The organism is Paenibacillus sp. J22R3, from assembly GCF_056269305.1.
Genome location: NZ_JBWDNS010000004.1, coordinates 395777 through 413266 on the forward strand (window position 1 = coordinate 395777; position 17490 = coordinate 413266).

General features: G+C 48.7%; 10 protein-coding genes and 1 pseudogene. 10 read left to right on the plus strand and 1 reads right to left on the minus strand.

Going from position 1 to position 17490, the window contains the following annotated elements; translation table 11 throughout:
- The first annotated feature begins 43 nt into the window (after positions 1–43).
- The 4 genes from AC0YN4_RS20560 (at position 44) to AC0YN4_RS20575 (ending at position 8399) form a co-directional block, all read left to right on the plus strand.
- Positions 44–1312: an FAD-binding protein gene (locus AC0YN4_RS20560; RefSeq protein WP_475836628.1), complete on the plus strand. Its 1269-nt coding sequence runs from the start codon at positions 44–46 to the stop codon at positions 1310–1312.
- Between the two features lie 628 nt (positions 1313–1940).
- The gene (locus AC0YN4_RS20565) at positions 1941–3968 is read left to right on the plus strand and encodes a GxGYxYP domain-containing protein (protein WP_475784052.1); all 2028 of its coding nucleotides are present in this window, start codon (positions 1941–1943) and stop codon (positions 3966–3968) included.
- Between the two features lie 79 nt (positions 3969–4047).
- A complete protein-coding gene (locus AC0YN4_RS20570) occupies positions 4048–5250 on the plus strand; it encodes a GntR family transcriptional regulator (RefSeq protein ID WP_475784053.1) in 1203 nt (400 codons plus the stop codon).
- Positions 5251–5564: 314 nt separating this feature from the next.
- Positions 5565–8399, plus strand: coding sequence for a GxGYxYP domain-containing protein (locus AC0YN4_RS20575; protein ID WP_475836629.1), 2835 nt, complete (start codon positions 5565–5567; stop codon positions 8397–8399).
- Between the two features lie 85 nt (positions 8400–8484).
- On the opposite strand, the pseudogene AC0YN4_RS20580 reads toward AC0YN4_RS20575, so the two are convergent.
- A pseudogene (locus AC0YN4_RS20580) lies at positions 8485–8645 on the minus strand (transposase); the annotation flags it as partial.
- Between the two features lie 552 nt (positions 8646–9197).
- Here AC0YN4_RS20580 and AC0YN4_RS20585 point away from each other — a divergent pair.
- From AC0YN4_RS20585 to AC0YN4_RS20610, 6 genes are all read left to right on the plus strand, one after another.
- Positions 9198–10376 (plus strand): GntR family transcriptional regulator, encoded by a 1179-nt coding sequence (locus tag AC0YN4_RS20585; RefSeq protein WP_475784055.1) that lies wholly within the window; start codon positions 9198–9200, stop codon positions 10374–10376.
- A gap of 165 nt (positions 10377–10541) precedes the next feature.
- Entirely contained in the window at positions 10542–10670 is a 129-nt protein-coding gene (locus AC0YN4_RS20590) for a hypothetical protein (protein ID WP_475784056.1), read from the plus strand.
- A 180-nt stretch (positions 10671–10850) separates the two neighbouring features.
- Entirely contained in the window at positions 10851–11837 is a 987-nt protein-coding gene (locus AC0YN4_RS20595) for a carbohydrate ABC transporter permease (RefSeq protein ID WP_475784057.1), read from the plus strand.
- 3 nt (positions 11838–11840) lie between these two features.
- Positions 11841–12770 (plus strand): carbohydrate ABC transporter permease, encoded by a 930-nt coding sequence (locus tag AC0YN4_RS20600; RefSeq protein ID WP_090983414.1) that lies wholly within the window; start codon positions 11841–11843, stop codon positions 12768–12770.
- Between the two features lie 89 nt (positions 12771–12859).
- Positions 12860–14320, plus strand: a complete 1461-nt coding sequence (locus tag AC0YN4_RS20605) for an extracellular solute-binding protein (RefSeq protein ID WP_475836630.1) — start codon at positions 12860–12862, stop codon at positions 14318–14320.
- An 83-nt stretch (positions 14321–14403) separates the two neighbouring features.
- Positions 14404–17430, plus strand: coding sequence for an alpha-mannosidase (locus AC0YN4_RS20610; RefSeq protein WP_475784059.1), 3027 nt, complete (start codon positions 14404–14406; stop codon positions 17428–17430).
- Positions 17431–17490: the final 60 nt, after the last annotated feature.

Here is a 17490-nt window from a genome sequence, read left to right on the forward strand (position 1 = left end):
ATGTAATAACGCTAAAGATTAGTCCAGGAAGGGATGTCTTACTGTGGAAAATAATCGTAACTGGGCAGGGAACTTCAAGTACAACGCCTCGGAGGTTCATGTTCCTGAAACTGTAGAACAAGTACAAGCGTTAGTTGCTCGCAGCAATCGAATTAAGGTGCTTGGTACACGCCATTCGTTTAATTCAATCGCCGATACGAACGGATGTCATCTCTCGCTGCAGAAGCTGAACCGAGTGGTCGAATTAGATCGCACGAACAATAGAGTAACGGTGGAAGCGGGAATTCGGTATGGAGAGCTGTGTCACTATCTTCATAGTAACGGTTATGCTCTGCATAACCTGGCATCGCTGCCACATATTTCGGTTGGAGGCGCGGTAGCTACAGCAACGCATGGTTCTGGGGATTTGAATGGTAATCTCGCAACAGCGGTTTATTCCTTAGAGATAGTGAAAGCGGACGGGGAGACGATAGTGCTCGCTCGCGATCGAGCGGATGGAGTTTTCGCCGGGGCGGTCGTTGGGCTTGGGGGATTAGGCGTAGTTACGACAATCACACTAGACGTGGTTCCAGCCTTTGATATGAGTCAGGTTATATACGAAACTTTGCCGCTGGTGCAGCTCGAGAACCACTTTGACGCGATCTTCTCCAGTGCCTACAGCGTGAGTTTGTTTACAGATTGGAAGTCATCGTCGTTTAATCAATTGTGGATGAAGAAGAAACAATCAGATGCTGCCGCGGCGATGATAGCGGAACCTGAGTTTTACGATGCGACGCTAGCGGAATCGCATCTGCACCCAGTGCCTGGCGCCTCTCCAGTGAATTGCAGCGAACAGATGGGAATCGCAGGACCGTGGTATGAACGGCTGCCGCATTTCCGCATGGACTTCACTCCGAGTGCGGGAGAGGAGCTGCAAAGTGAGTATTTTGTTCCGCGTAAGGATGCTTATCTTGCTTTGTGTGCGATTAACCGCCTGCGTGAACAGATATCGCCGTTCCTTCATGTTTCTGAGATTCGCACAATTGCCGCAGATAATCTGTGGCTCAGCCCTTGTTTCAAGCAGGAGATGGTGGCCATCCATTTTACATGGAAGGATAATTGGGAGGCCGTTCAACAATTGTTACCGATTATAGAAGAGCAGCTTGAACCATTCCATGCTCGTCCTCACTGGGGGAAGCTATTCACCATGTCGCCAGCCGAGCTGCAATCCCACTACGAGAAGTTACCTGACTTTCAGCAGCTGCTTCGCATCTATGATCCGGAAGGTAAATTCGGCAATGCATTTATAAACCAATATATATTAGGGACGTAATTTTAGTTGTTCCCTAGCATATGAACATGAAGCTGCCGGCTAAGTCGGCGGCTTTTTTTCATGTTTATAAAAGGACGAACTATAGAAATTAACTATGAGTGACGCAGAGCTCAACAGGTGCAGGGTGTTCTACGGTGCTGTGCTGCCGTGCGGAATATTCTAACGAATCGTACAGGGCTTATTTGCCCGAAAATAGCTCCAAAAAAGTTCTAACGAACCGTGGAGGTCTTATTTGACGGTTTTAGGGAATTTTTGGGCCGATTTTTCTAAATAAGACCTCTACAATTCGTTAGAACTTCGGGGGCTCAAATTGGGCCAAATAAAGCCCCTGCGGTTCGTTAGATTTTCGGGAACCCGCAATTCGGCCAAATAAGGCCCTACAGTTCGATAGATTTTCGGGACCCGGTACGAGAGGGGGAGAGGTATGGCAATGTTCAGCTCGGCACGAGGGAGGTGGCATGCAAACGTTCAGCGCGGCGATCGTTGAGTCGTACAGGTTTTAACCGCCATGCCATCTTTGTCATTCATCCTAGATATTATTTGTTATATATATTATAGTAAATATTAAGAAGTTTACATCATGTGATCACCCATCAACCAACCATTCGTCCCAATAGGAGGAGATCCATTGAAAGGCAGATTTATATTTACTCTATTCGGTTCCGTAATTGTCGTAGCTGCTGCAGCCGTCACCACTTATTTTGCTTGGCCTAGTAAAGGGGAGGGGGTCCATTGGCCGAAGGGGCAAGCGTTGCCTTCGTTCGAGGAGCCGGCGTCAACACTCGATCTAATGTACACCACAGATAACTTCTATTACCAGGCGGAAGATGCCTCGTTAGCGCATAAAACCGGCAAAGCAGACGGAGATGGCTGGCTAGCCACAGCCGGCAGTGATGCGCCGAATGTTCCGATGCTGGACATTGTGAATCAAACGAACATGCCGGCCGGGGAGAACAAGGCGATTGTAAACATGCAGGTGGACAGCTTTGCGAATGAAAATGGGGTTGTAGCTAAACTGGAGGTGCTCGATCAAGAAGCGGGTACGAGTCTTGCTTCGCTTGATATATCGAACTGGGATTTCAAGCTGCCGAATGCGTCGCAGAGCTTCGAGCTCCCTTTTACCGTCTCGGAAGATGGGCAAGCTCTTGAATTTCGGGTGCAGTGGACCGGCAAATCCACTGTAAAGGTGTTCGACATCGGCATTTCCTGGGCACTTCGCAAGGATGAGAACCTCGTGTTCACTTCCTTGAAAGGTGTAGTCAATAAAACCAAACCTCGCTTGTACGCTTTCACCGATAATGTGAATGGCAGCACAGGTACGTCATGGCTGACCTCGCTCGGTCTTGCCTACAAAGAAGAGAAGGATAACTGGAAGCTGCTCGATAAATATCGCTCGGAAGTAAGCGGTATTGTCGTGTATGACGACAGCCAGCCGGATACCATCAATCTGGCAACGACGATTGCCGGCTTGAAGGACGGAATTGTGGCACCTCCGGCACTGGTGGAGAAGCTGACGGGAGCTCCCTACAACCTGCCCATACTGGAGGATTTGCGCGGTGATTTCACATCAAAGCTGGATGTATATGAATATATGCTGGAGCACTATTGGCCCAAAGTTACGCACCGCGTTATTATCGGCCTCGACCCAACGCTTAAATCCTATCTCAGAGATTACGCAATGAATCTCACAGCCGCTGTCGTCTGGCTTAATCCGAAAGAGCCGAAGGAAAGCGAGCTGCTCGATAAATTTCTGAAGGATATGCCTTACGGAAGCGGGCTCTATATGGGCTGGTGGCCGGATGAAGGTGAAGGAGTGAAGAAGACCTCCGACTTCGGATTAGCTACCGTCGCGAGCGACTACTCCTCTAATCTAAGCGTGTTTAGCGGAACCTCGCGCGAGATTACGGTACCTGAACTGCCGAAGAAGCCGCCGCTGGAAAATAAAATCTACGTGTCGTTCATTCTGAGCGATGGCGACAATCTGCAGTATATGGAGCATTCTTTCAAGAAATTCTGGGATACCCCTGACCGAGGCGAGGTGCCGCTGGGCTGGACAGTTTCGCCGCTAATGGTGGATACGATGCCTGGTATCCTCAATTACTTGTACCAAACGGCAACGCCTAACGATGCGTTAATTTCCGGTCCTTCGGGGATGGGCTATACGTACCCGAACTTCTGGAAGGACGGAGAGGGGCTCGACAGCTTCGTCACCCGCACGAATGATTATATGTCGCGAGCAGGACTTAGGGTGTTGACCATTTGGAACTACGTGAAAGGGGAGATCACGCCGGAGGCTGCCAATCGTTTCGCAGAGCATGCACCTTCGCTGCTTGGTTTTACCTCCCAGTTTGGTACCGGCAAGATCGAAGTGTACAAGAATGAGCTTCCGGGACAAGAGCTGAACGTCTCTTATGGCAGCGCGGAAAGCGACCTAACCAATGGAATTGAAGCAGCCGTTAAGAAATGGGATGGCAAATCTCCTGTTTTCGTAGCCATACAAGCTAATCCGTGGCAGGTATCGTATCAGAATTTCGTGAACGCAAGGGATCAATACTTGTCCAATAAAGATGTTGTGTTTGTACGTCCGGACACGTATTTCCAGCTGGTTCGTGAAAGTAAAGGTTTGCCAATTGAACCCAATTTATCGACTAAATAAGTCATTGACAACATATAATATATCAAAGTATTGTATTTATTATATTAAATAAGTTATTAACTTGGGTTGGGAGTTATCCATGATGCAGAAAGAGCGACAGCCGCTATATCTCCAAGTACAGGAGCATTTTAAGAAGCTGATCGGTTCCGGGGCGCTGACGATTGACGAGAAGATTCCTTCCGAGAAGGAATTGATGGTCGATTTCAATGTGAGTCGGATCACAATTGCCAATGCATTAACCCAGCTTGCCAAGGAAGGGTGGATTTATCGGATTCCGGGCAGGGGCAGCTTTGTAAGCAAGGATATGCCTTTCGTTCCCGAGGTACCTCCTTCCCCAACTGAGAATCTGCCGGCAATAACGGAGATTGTGCGCGAGAAACGGGGGATCGCCGAACGTGAGCGTCCGCTCGGTAAGCGGATGATCGGGTTTATTATCCCGTCGCTGGATGATTATTTTGCCCTTCGTTTGATTGAGGGGATGAACAAGATTATGAGGCATAGCGATTATTACTTGGCCGTCATCTTAACGAATCATTCCAATGCATTCGAGAAAGAAGCGATTGTTCAGCTGCTGGAGAAGGATGTAGCCGGTCTGATCATCTTCCCGATTGATGCCGAAACGTATAATGAGGAGATCCTGTCGCTCAAAATGAGTCAGTTTCCGTTCGTGCTCATTGATCGGTATTTGCCGGGGGTAGAAACGCATTTCGTCTGCTCGGACAGCAGGCTGGGAGCGCAATTAGCGGTCTCCCATCTATGGGAGCTTGGCCATCGGAACATTGCGATCTGCTCGGACTCGCCGCTTCCGACAGTGACGGTTGAGGAGCGGATTGCCGGTTATGTTGAAGCGCTCAAGCAAAGAGGAGCGATGATTGATCCGGCGCTCATTCTGACGGAGCTTGTCATCGATTATGATCAGAAGGACGATGCTCATGCATTGGCTCGCTGTCTCAAGAATGGTCAAGCAACCGCTTATATTACGTTGAATGCGAAGCTCGCTCTCTACATTTCCGGGTTGGCCCGCAGTATGAAGCTGAATGTCCCCGGACAATTGTCGATCTTATCATTCGACGATCCGTCTTCGGAAGTGGACAGCCAGGAATGGTATACGCATATCGCGCAATCGGAAGAAGAAATCGGCAGCAGGGCGGCTGGTATTCTGACTGATTTGCTGGACCGTCCAAACGATGATGAAGGGTATCACAAAATCGTTCTCGAACCTAAGCTGGTCGTCGGTCAATCGACCGGACCTGTCGTTCAGTACGCGAAGGGCCGGAAATAGTAGGTTTCATATGCAACCTAGGCAGGCCGCTTTCTCCACGCAGGAGGAAGCGGCTTTTTCGCATGACTATTATCATCTAGCGTCTCTGCTCGAGCGGTATGATTTTAACAAATTTTATGTAACTTCTGCTTGTAATGTATATTGATATTATAGAATATATACGATATATTTAATTTACATTGTAAGCACTTACAGCACAGGAGAAAGGGAATTATTCGGAAGCGAAGGAGGATACGGGTTATATCGAGTATAGAATTACGCGCATGGCCGGCATTCATTTGGATTCCAAATTATGAACGTATTGGAGGATGAAAATGAGAGTAAAGAAATGGATTGGTTTAGGACTGGCAGCCGTCATCATTGCCTCAGCATCTCCGCTTCCGCTTCTCCCGACTTCACCTGCAGCAGCAGCCGGGCTTACTTGGCCATCGGGTCAAGTGCTTCCTTCCTTCTCGGCCCCTGCATCCACGCTTGATCTGATCGATGTGAGAACGGATGATGTCGAATACAAGTATGAAGGGGAAGGTGCGGCGGTCGGACATGCGACAGGTCACTTGGATGGCGATGGCTGGCTGGCACAGACCTCGATCGATGCGCCTAATCTCAACATGATTACCGGACCTAATGTGACCACGATTCCTACCGGAAGCTACAGTGCCTTCTATGATTTGAAAATCGATAATAATACGGCGAACGATGATGTCATGGTAACGGTTGATGTCAGAGACAGCACGAGCGGCGTTGTATTAGCGAGCAGAAGTATTACACGGAAAGAATGGAGACAGGCGTCTGTCTACGAGCGGTTTGAAGTTCCTTTCACCAATGCGACTGCCGGGCATGCGCTCGAATTCAGGGTGTTCTGGCACGGTGGCGCTTATATGAAAGTCAATAGCGTAGGCGCGAGGCCTTTGATCAAGGAAGAAGAAGCGGTGCTCTTCACGACGCTCAAAGGGCTCGTCAACAAAACCCAGCCCCGGATTTATACATTCGATAATGCGGTTAACAACGAGGAAGGCAAGTACAACTGGCCGAATTCCTTGGGACTCGGTTATGCCGATGTGGCAGACAAGTACACGCTTATTACCAAATACAGAAGCGAGATTAGCGGGATTGTCGTATATGATGCCGCGCTTCCGGATACCGTGAATCTGGCGACTACAATCGCATCGCTTAGTGGCGGCATTGTCGCGTCGCCAGGCATGGTTGCGAAGCTTACTGCAGCACCTTACAATTTGCCGATTCTTAATGATTTGCGCGGCGATTTCACGACCAAGCTGCAAGTCTATCAATACTTGTATACGAATTATTGGTCACTGGTCACGCATAAGCTCATTGTCGGATTGAACCCGGGTATCAAAGGTTTTCTTCGTGATTATGCCACTGCGGTAGGTGCGGCTACGATATGGCTGAACCCGGCAATTACAGCTGAGAATACATTGCTTCGCCAATTCCTGGCTGACATGCCCTATGGCAGCGGGATCTATATGGGCTGGTGGCCGGATGAGGGCTTAGGCATTCAGACCGTTTCCGAATATGGCGTGTCCACGATTGCGAGTGATTTTGCATCCAATTTGACGGTGTTCGGTGGTACATCCAGAACAGTCAACGTGAAGGGCACTCCCAATAAGCCGCCGCTGGAGAACAAAATCTATATTTCGCTCATCTTGAGCGATGGCGACAACATTCAATATTTGGAGCATCGCTTCAAAACGTTCTGGGATCATCCGAATAGAGGGACGGTGCCGCTCGGCTGGACCGTATCTCCGGCCATGCTGGATGCCATGCCGGGCGTACTGAACTATCTGTACAACACGGCCACGCCGAATGATGAATTGATTTCCGGACCGACGGGTATCGGTTATACGTACCCGAATTACTGGGGGAATCAGACCTATCTGAACAACTATGTGGCGTTGACCAACGATTATATGAACCGTGCGGGCCTGCGAGTGCTTACGGTTTGGAATCAAATCAATGGCGCAACGAATGCAAACGTAGGGAACAGCTTTGCTCAATATGCACCTTCACTATATGGTTTGACAGCTCAGAACGCAGGTGGAGCCATCACCGTGTATGACAATACGCTACCTAGCCAAGGGCTCAACGCAACGTATTGTTACTCGGAGGCGTCGATCATTTCCGAAATCAACGGAGCCATCTCAGGCTGGAACGGAACGTCGCCTCGCTTCGTTACCATTCAGTCGAATCCATGGGAAGGCATCACGTATCAGAGCTTTATCAATGCCGTCAACAACTTCAGCAGCAACAGCAACATCGTATTCGTTAGACCGGACACGTACTTCCAGCTCATGCGGGAAAATAATCAGCTGCCGATTGACCCGGCTGCCGTCGTGAAGAAGTATGAAGCGGAAACCGCGTTCTCGCATACGGTTGGCCGTGCGAGCGGTAGTGACTGGAGCGCGAACACAACCCAAGATGGTTCCGGCTTCATGATGTGGGGGCCGTATGACAATACGCTTCCGGTCGGTCAACTAACGGCTTCGTTCAAGATGAAGATCGATTCCATTACGGGCGTAAACGACAATGTCGTTACATTGGATGTTCGGGACAACTCGACCGGACAGACGCTCGCCGCCCTCGACGTGTACCGGAATCAATTCAAGGCGAACAATGCGTATCAGGATTTCAGCCTGAGCTTCACTAATCCAACCGGAAGTGCGCTGGAATTCAGGGTGAATTACAAGGATAAAGCCGCTATCAACGTCGACAAGGTTGCAGTAACAACCAGACTTGGCAAATATGAAGCGGAAGGCACTGTAGTAGGTCATGGACTCGGACGCGTAAGCGGCGACGGCTGGCAGGCGAGTCCGACGCTGGACAACGGAGGGCATATGGTTTACGGACCGTATGATACCCAAGTACCGATCGGCAATCGTCAAATAACATTCCGCCTCAAGGTAGACAACAACACGCTGGACAACTTGAATGTCGCCAAAATCGATGTCTGGGACGCACAAGCGGGTGCTGTTGTGGCACAGGCGGACATTACGAGGCAGCAGTTTACGGCGGCTAACACGTATCAGGATTTCAACCTGACGTTTAATCAGGCGCTTAACCGTAAACTGGAGTATAGAGTGTACTTCTACGACGTAGCCACGATAACGGCCGATCGAATTACGATTAATTAGGTCTGCGCTGCTGTAGAGAGAAGAGAGAGAAACCCGCGGTTATGAAACCGTCGGGTTTCTCTTAGGTTTCGGGGATGATTTGAGAGCGAAATCCGTGGAGCTTGTTAGCATCCGCAAAGTTTCGCTCTATCATTTCTTTGCGTTTACGGTAAAGTCGCTTGCGGGAATTACTCTGCCGGTTAGCCTCGCTTGTTCCTTGCTATCTTCCCGGTTGTGGCGGGTAACTACCTTACTCTTATTTTGAGTTCCGACAGCCGCTTTATTGTCTATACATCATGAACAAAAGTCTAACGGTTGCCAGCGTGGCTATTTCATGCAAATAAGCCTTTTTGAAATTGTAACGGTTGTGACAGAAGCTATTTGCACCAGATTGGTCGATTCCTAGCGGAAAACGATCAAATAAGCTCGCTGGCAACCGTTAGAAAATAAAAAAGGTGAATTTATGCCGAATAGCCACTGTCACAACCGTTAGAGTTGGAAGCGACAAAGCATGCGCTCAAGCGATCATCTCGAAGGTGCGCAACTCGACACACGGAGAAACCCACGGTAATGAACCTGTCGGGTTTCTCTTTTTGTTTCGCTAGGAGTGTTCACATTATTTAACATGATCATTATATTGTTTGAAACATCAGTTTTCGAGACAAAATATCTAATAAATTGCATAAATGTTTGGTTATGGGTGGTACGTATTTTTTATTAGGCGCGCCATGTCAGGTTACTTTATAATCCAGATTGTTTATGATATATTTGATATAAAGGTACGTGCGGTGAAATAAATAGATAATGGGGGATTGGCTCATGAGTCAGGATAGAGAGCCTCTATATATTCAGATTCAAAATTATTTTAAGGACCTGATTATAACCAGGAAGCTGGTAGAGGATGATAAAATTCCGACAGAGAAGGACCTTATGGATCAGTTCGAGGTCAGTCGGATTACGGTTGTTAATGCATTGGCGGAGCTGGCGAAGGACGGCTGGATCTATCGCATACCGGGTAGAGGAAGCTTCATCAAAGGCATTCCGGAGACGCATATTGCGACAAGTACAATGATTGAAACGCCTGTGCCGAATCGTGCGACATACCGGGCTAAGATTGGTTTGGTGTTTCCGTTCATCGGCGATTACTTCGCGATCCGGCTGCTTCATGGAATTACGGAAATGCTGGAAGCGAGCAAGTATTCCGTGGTGGTCATGTTCACCTACAACTCCAAGGAAATGGAGAAGGAAGTCATCCGTGAGCTGAAGAATAGCGTGGACGGATTGATTATTTTCCCGGTGGATGCCGAAGTCTACAACGAAGAAATTATCGCGCTGAAGATGCAAAATTATCCGTTCGTGCTAATTGATCGTCATCTGCCTGGCGTCGAAACGAATGTCGTATCTTCTGATAGTGTCCAAGCTTCCATATTGGCGGTTGATCATCTATGGAGTCTGGGTCACCGGAATATAGCGATCTGTTCGGACTCTCCGCTTATGACCGTATCGGTGGAGGAGCGGATTCAAGGCTACAATGAAGCGCTGAAACAGAAAGGCGCGCTCATTAACCCGGCGCTGATTCTGACTGATTTCCATGTTAATGCTTCGCAAGGGAGTGTAAATACACTATTTACTACGTCAAGCGAGAACCAAACCATATTGAACCAGGATCACCCGCTGTATCGTTTTATCAAGAACCGGATGGCGACGGCCTACATTGCGCTGAACTGTGCGCTCGGCGTCCACATCTTAACGATTGCCAAGCAAGTCGGACTGCGCGTACCGGAGGATATCTCCATTGTTACCTTTGATAACCCGAGTCCGCTGCTGGACGAATTCAGCCTGCTGACGCACATCGACCAATCCGAGCAAGAAATCGGCAGAGAAGCTGCTCGCTTGTTGCTGCAAGTGATTGACAATAAAGGCAAACAGCCGAGCTACAAGAAGATTGACCTACAACCAAGCCTTGTCATTCGCAAAACAACAGGTCAGTTAAACTAACAGGCACCCTGCACAAAAGAAGGACCGACAACGCTGTGGATGTAACATTCACAGCGCTGTCGGTTTTTTTTATAAATTTCAATTGACTATAATGATATAATTAATATAATTTATATTATAGAGGTTAATATATGGAATGTTACGTGTGAGACGAGGGGGACAGGGGTGGTAACCATAAAGTCATCTCGACGCAAGTATGACGCATGCATGGCAAGAGCTGCTGCACAACGGCCGGATATTTACATATCGGATACTGACGATGACGTATGGCTGAAGGATTTAGAAGAGAATTGAAACAAATCTAAGATGTAAGTGATAAAGATGACAGCTGGACGTTTAAGGAATAGGGAACAAAGTTCGCTTTCCGCTGATGATTATTCCCATAAAGAGAGATTCGCCTGAAGAGTTATTCCAGCGAGTAAGCTGTGATTTGAAACAAGAAGTACAATAATTCGACATAGGAGGCGTGTGAATATGGAGAAAAGCAGTTTAACTGTAAGCAGTCAAGCTTCGCTGCAAAACAGTGCAAATGTGAGCAGTCAGTCAACGCTAAAGAAATTCACCAAGAAACACCGAGATGCGATTATTGCCACGGTTATTTTAGGTCCAATGATATTATGGTGGCTTGTCCTCTCCGGTTTCCCGATTCTATTCGGCTTCTTGCTTGGATTCTTCGAATGGATCGGCATTGCCGGCAGTCCGAAGTTCGTTGGAATAGATAACTACATTCGATTCTTTCAAGATCCGTTGTATTATGAAGCGCTCTGGAGATCCATATGGATGGGCGGCTTGGTAACGGTAGTTACCTTAGCGGCAGGTTTCGGAGCTGCGATGCTGATGAACATGCCCTTGTTCGGTAAAGGGGTATATCGTTCCGTCTGGTACATTCCGGCGGTTACTTCGGCAGTTGCAACAACCCAAATTTTCAACATCCTTCTGGATACGAATAACGGTGTCATTAATAACTTTCTGAAATCGATTGGCAAAGAACCGATTGTATGGCAATACTCCGTGTTCTGGGGTGTGTTCTGGATCGTCGTGTACTCGGTCTGGAAAGGCGTAGGCGGTGCGGCGCTCATCTGGCTTGCCGGCCTTCAATCCGTTGACCCGACGTTGTATGAAGCAGCGGAAATCGACGGCGCCGGCCGTTGGGGGAAATTGGTCAATGTCACACTGCCTGGTCTGAAACCGATTGCAACCTATATCGTTATTACCAGCTTGATCGGTGCGATTCAAATTTACGAGCAGGTCTTGTTTATGACAAACGGCGGTCCGTACGGACAGACAGAAGTGCTCGTGTTCCGTATTTATCGTGATGCATTCTGGGATTTCAACATGGGAATGGCGGGAGCCTCGTCGCTTGTAATGGCGGTTGTTGTATTCGCGGTAACGGTGCTCTATTACCGCTGGTCAACGAATTCGGACAGAAGCAATACAATCCCGTTGAAAAGGAGGAAATAAACCATGGCAGCAACAGCAGGATTTCGTAAACAAGTCGCGGTTCAATTAAAGCCAACTCATTTATTCGCGCATATCGTTTTGTTCGGTGTCGGCCTTGTATTGTTATATCCTTTAGTATTTATGGTATTGGCGGGCTTCTTCAGCAGAGCTGAATTCACATCATCCGTATTAGGGCTGCTCCCGATTCCGAAGGAGCCGACGCTGCGAAATTATTTGGTCCTGTTCTATGGTTCTACGGAAGCGGGGGTACAGAAATATTTTATTAACTCCTCCATTCGAACGGTTTACAACACATTCTGGGCATTATTGACCTCCTTCCTGGCGGGGTATGTATTCGCTCGGTTGAAGTTTAAGGGGAAAGATCAGTTGTTCCTGTTCTTGCTCGGTACACAAATGATTCCGGGTACGATTGCATTGATCCCTACTTATTTGGAGTATGCAAGATTTCCGTTTGCCGGAGGCAATCATATCTTTAATGGCGGTACGGGCATTCTGGATACTTGGTGGGTGTACCTCATCGGCGGGCCGAGCATCAATATTATGGGCGCGTTCCTAGTCAAACAGTCGATTGAGAAGGTTCCGTTTGAATTGGATGAAGCGGCAAAAGTGGATGGTGCGAGTACGCTCCGGATCATATTTCAGCTATTGTTACCGCTCCAGCTGCCGATTATGGCATATATAGCAATTACGACAGCGCTTGGTACGTGGAATGACTTTGCAACACCGTTCTTCTATACATCAACAGACTCCCTGCAGACGCTTCCTGCCGCGATTACGAGATTGTCGTCAGCTGCAGCCGGCCCAGCCGGAATACCGAACTGGCCGCTCATTATTACGCTTGGGCTTGGCGCAACCATTCCTGCCCTATTGATGTTCTTTTTCTTCCAGAAGTACATTGTGCAAGGGTTGGCCAACACGGGGATTAAAGGCTAAAATAAATCTAAATAACATATTGAATATATTATATTAGTATGTTATATTTCAGATGTAGCAAATAGTCATCCACAAATGGAGGGGTTCATGTGAAATTAAAAAAGACCACAGCCTTAATGGGAACAGCGCTATTAATGGTTGCTCTGACGGCGTGCGGCGGGAATAACACCAATACCGCAGCAGAGAATGAGAAACCAAGCAACACAGCGACAACAGATGCAACGAATGAGGCGGACAATACAACAACGGAGAATACGCCCGCTGCTGCAGAACCTGTTACACTTACTGTATTGAATGAAGGCGCTGTCGGCATTGGCGTGGGCTTAGTGGATGAATTGTTAGTTACGAAAGAGAAAGAACTGAAAGACGGCGGTACAGATACAAGCTATACGCCGGGCAATCAATTCGAAGGCGGAGCATTCGGTCTTTATTATCAAAAATTCATCAGCACGCAATTGAAAGAGAAAAATATTAGCGTCAAAACCGAAGACTGGGGCTGGGGCGAGCCGCTGATCCAGAAAGAAACAGCAGGCTTCCTGGCGAAGAACATTCCGGACATCATCGTAGGCGAAACGCAAATGCCTGGTTTTGCTCAACAAGGATTGCTTGAAGCATTCCCGGATGATATGGCAGCAGAGATTCGTGAGAAGCTTGCTCCTGCAGCGTGGAAACCGATGGAAATCGACGGTAAAATTTATGGTTTGGCATCACAGCCGGGCGTAAGCAGCTTGTTCTGGAACAAGAAACTGGTGAAAGAAGCCGGCTTGGATCCTGAGAAAGCAATTACGACATGGGCTGAGCTTGTAGACAACGCGAAGAAAGTAACGGATGCAGGTAAAGGCAAATTCTACGGCGGCGGCGTATATGGCGCTCCTAACTTTGGCGGATACCTTCGCTACGGCGCTCTGGTTGCAATCAATGGCGGAACATTTGCCGATGCTAACGGACAACCGACCTTCAATTCCGATGCTAACGTTGAAGTTGTCGAGCTGCTAAGAGCACTGAATGCTAACCACCCTAAAGGTCTGATGTTGAATAACAACGAAGGTACATACTTCGATGCTTGGAATAAAGGTCAACTGGCCTACTTGATCGATGGCCCATGGCGTGCGCAAGAATGTAAGAATGTTGGCCTAGAGTGCGGTATGGCGCCGATTCCATTGTCGCCAAACGGCAAACCGGGTAACGTAACGATCGGAGCTGCATTCCACTCCGTTCCTGTAGATGCTAAGAATAAAGAAGCGGCATTTGATTACATCAGAGCGATGTATGGCAAAGATGTTCAACAGCTTATTGCGGATTCCAACACGCGCTCGCCAATTCTGAAAGAAATCGCAGAGTCGGATGACTACAAAACGAAGCATCCGGAAATGTACCTGCACTATCAAGCGATGATCGGCAATGTTCAAGGTCTTCCAACCTTCTCCAAAGACAACTCGAAGGCTTGGCAAATCTTTGGTGATGCAGCAGTGAAATCGCTTATGACAGACGGCGACATCAAAGCCATTCTGGATGACGCTCAGAAGAGAGCGGAACTGGTAACCAAATAAATAGAAACAAAGACGCAGAGGACTGTTTTTGTCAGTCCTCTTTCTTAATAAAACAAACGTTCAGGGAATGGGGAGGGACCGTAATGCCCTACGAGACTAAGAAAATAATACTGGAAAAGGCAAAAGGGCTCTTGCCGAGAATTCGAAATGCCATCTATGAGCCAATAGCAGCTTTGACAGTTTCAGCGTGGGTGACAAAGGAGCCTGTCCCTTATGCAGAGCGTACGTCCGGAAACTACATGGATGTGAAGCCGGGTGATAAATGGGGAAATTTATGGGATTGTGCATGGTTCCGTTTCGAGGGCAGTGTGCCGGAGAGCGCTGCGGGGAAGAAAGTCGTGCTGCTCATTGATGTAAATGGTGAGCTGTGCTTGGTTGATAACGAAGGATCACCTTATCAAGGACTCACCAACATTAACTCCGAATTTGATTTCAGCCTTGGATTGCCGGGGAAGCGTGTGGTAGATATCAGTGAATCTGCTGCCGGAGAAGCCATTCAACTCTGGGCAGATGCTGGGTGCAATGATTTATTCGGGAAATATCGAAGCGGTACGCTCAAAGAAGCGGATATCGCGATATGCAACGACGAAACCCGTCGTCTCTATTATGACTATGAGGTGCTGCTGGAACTGGCGGAGCAACTGCCTGATGCCGGCGCAAGGAAAGAACGAGTTATTCAGAGCCTATACGAGGCTGCGCTTGTGCTTGAAGTCATTAATGAAGAAACCGTTGCTCGCGCTAGGGAGATTCTAGCTACGCAACTTGCCAAGCGCGGAGGAGATCCGACCGTGACGGTTAGCGCGATTGGGCATGCACATATGGATTTGGCATGGTTATGGCCGATTCGGGAGACGATTCGCAAGGGAGCACGGACGTTCTCGACCGTACTTCGCAACATGGAGAAGTATCCTGATTATGTGTTCGGCGCAAGTCAGCCGCAGCTGTATCAATGGATGAAAGAGTACTATCCGACCCTCTACGACCAGATCAAAGCGAGAGTGAAGGAAGGACGCTGGGAAGTACAAGGCGCCATGTGGGTGGAGCCGGATACGAATATTTCCGGCGGCGAAGCGCTGGTTAGGCAGATCTTGTATGGGAAGAAGTTTTTCCAGGAAGAGTTTGGCGAGGAGATGAAGGTGCTGTGGCTTCCGGATGTATTCGGCTACAACGGGAGTCTTCCGCAAATTCTGAAGAAGTCCGGCGTTGACTATATGATGACGCAGAAGCTGTCATGGAGCGTATACAATACGCATCCGCATCATAGCTTTCATTGGGAAGGTATTGATGGCAGCAAAGTGCTTGCCCATCTGCCGCCTGAGGATACGTATAATAGTCCCGGAGCACCGAGATCGCTTGCGAAGATCGAGAGCAACTATCTAGACCGCAACGTTTCCGAGCATGCTTTGATGTTGTTTGGCATAGGTGATGGCGGAGGCGGACCGGGCGAAGAACATCTGGAACGTTTGGCGCGTGAGCATAATCTGCTCGGATTGCCGCCGGTTGTTCAGGAATCTTCTCTATCCTTCTTCGAGAAGCTGGCAGAGGAAGGGCCGCGCTTCCAAACGTACCGCGGTGAGCTGTATTTGGAGAAGCATCAAGGGACGTTGACGTCGCAAGCGAGAAACAAATGGTATAACCGCAAAATGGAGAAGTCGCTGCGAGAGCTGGAATTTGCTGCATCGCTGGCACTTGTGCTCGGCGGGCAGGCGTATCCTACAGAAGAGCTTGATACCATATGGAAAGAAGTTTTGTTATATCAATTCCATGATATCCTGCCAGGTTCTTCGATTACGCGTGTGTTCGATGAATCACTGGCTCGTTATGAAATCCTTCATACCCGAGTGGCAGAGATGATTGAGCAGACTTATGCGAATGTTGCGGGATTGTCCGGCATTGCCGGCGGGCAGGCGATCGTTGTCAATTCGCTGCCATGGGATCGCGAAGAGGTAGTGGAACGGAATGGCGTTCAATACGATGTCAAAGTGCCGTCAATGGGCTTTATTGCGCTCTCGGAAGAGCTGCGCAGTAACCGGAACGACCAGCGGCAGGCTTCTTATGAGCTGCATGCAGATGAAGCTTCACTTGAAAACCGTAATCTGCGCGTTACGTTTGCTTCGGATGGAAGCATTCTATCGATCTATGACAAAGTCGCGGGCAGAGAATCTATTGAAGTCGGCAAGAAAGCGAATGTGCTGACCATCTATCATGACAAAGGCGATGCATGGGATTTCCCGCGCGATTACCGAGATACAGTAGCAGGTACGATGCAGCTGGAAAGCTCTTCTGCTTCCATTCAAGGCTCAAATGCAGTGCTTGTGCAAACCTATCGCTATGGCGAGTCTTTCTTGGAGCAACGTATCGTATTGGCTGAGGATGGAACGACCATTCAGTTCGAAACGAAAGTGGATTGGCAGGAGTCGGAGAAAATGCTTCGGACTTCCTTCCCTGTCACCGTAATGTCGGACCAAGTCAATTGCGAGATTCAGTTCGGCTATCTGAAACGGCCGACAACGCGTAATACAATGGTAGAGTTCGTTAGAGATGAAATTTGCGCACATCAATATATAGATTTATCACAGCCTGATTATGGTGTCGCGCTGCTTAGCGACAGCAAGTACGGCTTTAGTGCGGAGAGAAATGTACTGGACATGAATTTGCTGCGCAGCCCCGGCTATCCGGACCCTGCCTGCGACCGTGCTGAGCACAAGTTCGTGTATGCGATCTATCCGCATCAGGGCGACTTCGTTCAGGCGAAGGTGTACCGTAAAGGTTATGAGCTAAACACGCCGCTTACGGTTGTGCAGTCGGCGGGTGCCGCACCTGCAGCAGGGCGTTCCGAGCTGCGTTCTCTCATTCAAATCGATAATCCGAATGTGATGATCGAGGCTGTCAAGAAAGCGGAGGATGGCGAGCATCTTATCATCCGGTTGTACGAAGCTTCAGGTACGCGGGCGCTGGTAAATGTGAACTTCGGCCTGACCTGCCAGACAGTCGAGGAGACTGATCTGCTGGAGAATCCGATAGCTGCTTTGCAGGGAATGTCGAGCTCGGCGGAGCTGACCTTCCAGCCTTTTGAGATTAAGACGCTCCGCATCAAGTTGAAAGCATAGCCGGAAAACCGGAAAGGGAAGGGCTGACCTTCCCTTTTCTCTGTACATTAATAAGGAGGC

Excerpts from the sequence above, each read along its gene's own strand:
- AC0YN4_RS20570 (WP_475784053.1), top strand. The coding sequence starts at position 4,048 with ATGATGCAGAAAGAGCGACAGCCGCTATATCTCCAAGTACAGGAGCAT.
- AC0YN4_RS20575 (WP_475836629.1), top strand. The coding sequence starts at position 5,565 with ATGAGAGTAAAGAAATGGATTGGTTTAGGACTGGCAGCCGTCATCATT.
- AC0YN4_RS20585 (WP_475784055.1), top strand. The coding sequence starts at position 9,198 with ATGAGTCAGGATAGAGAGCCTCTATATATTCAGATTCAAAATTATTTT.
- AC0YN4_RS20595 (WP_475784057.1), top strand. The coding sequence starts at position 10,851 with ATGGAGAAAAGCAGTTTAACTGTAAGCAGTCAAGCTTCGCTGCAAAAC.
- AC0YN4_RS20600 (WP_090983414.1), top strand. The coding sequence starts at position 11,841 with ATGGCAGCAACAGCAGGATTTCGTAAACAAGTCGCGGTTCAATTAAAG.
- AC0YN4_RS20610 (WP_475784059.1), top strand. The coding sequence starts at position 14,404 with ATGCCCTACGAGACTAAGAAAATAATACTGGAAAAGGCAAAAGGGCTC.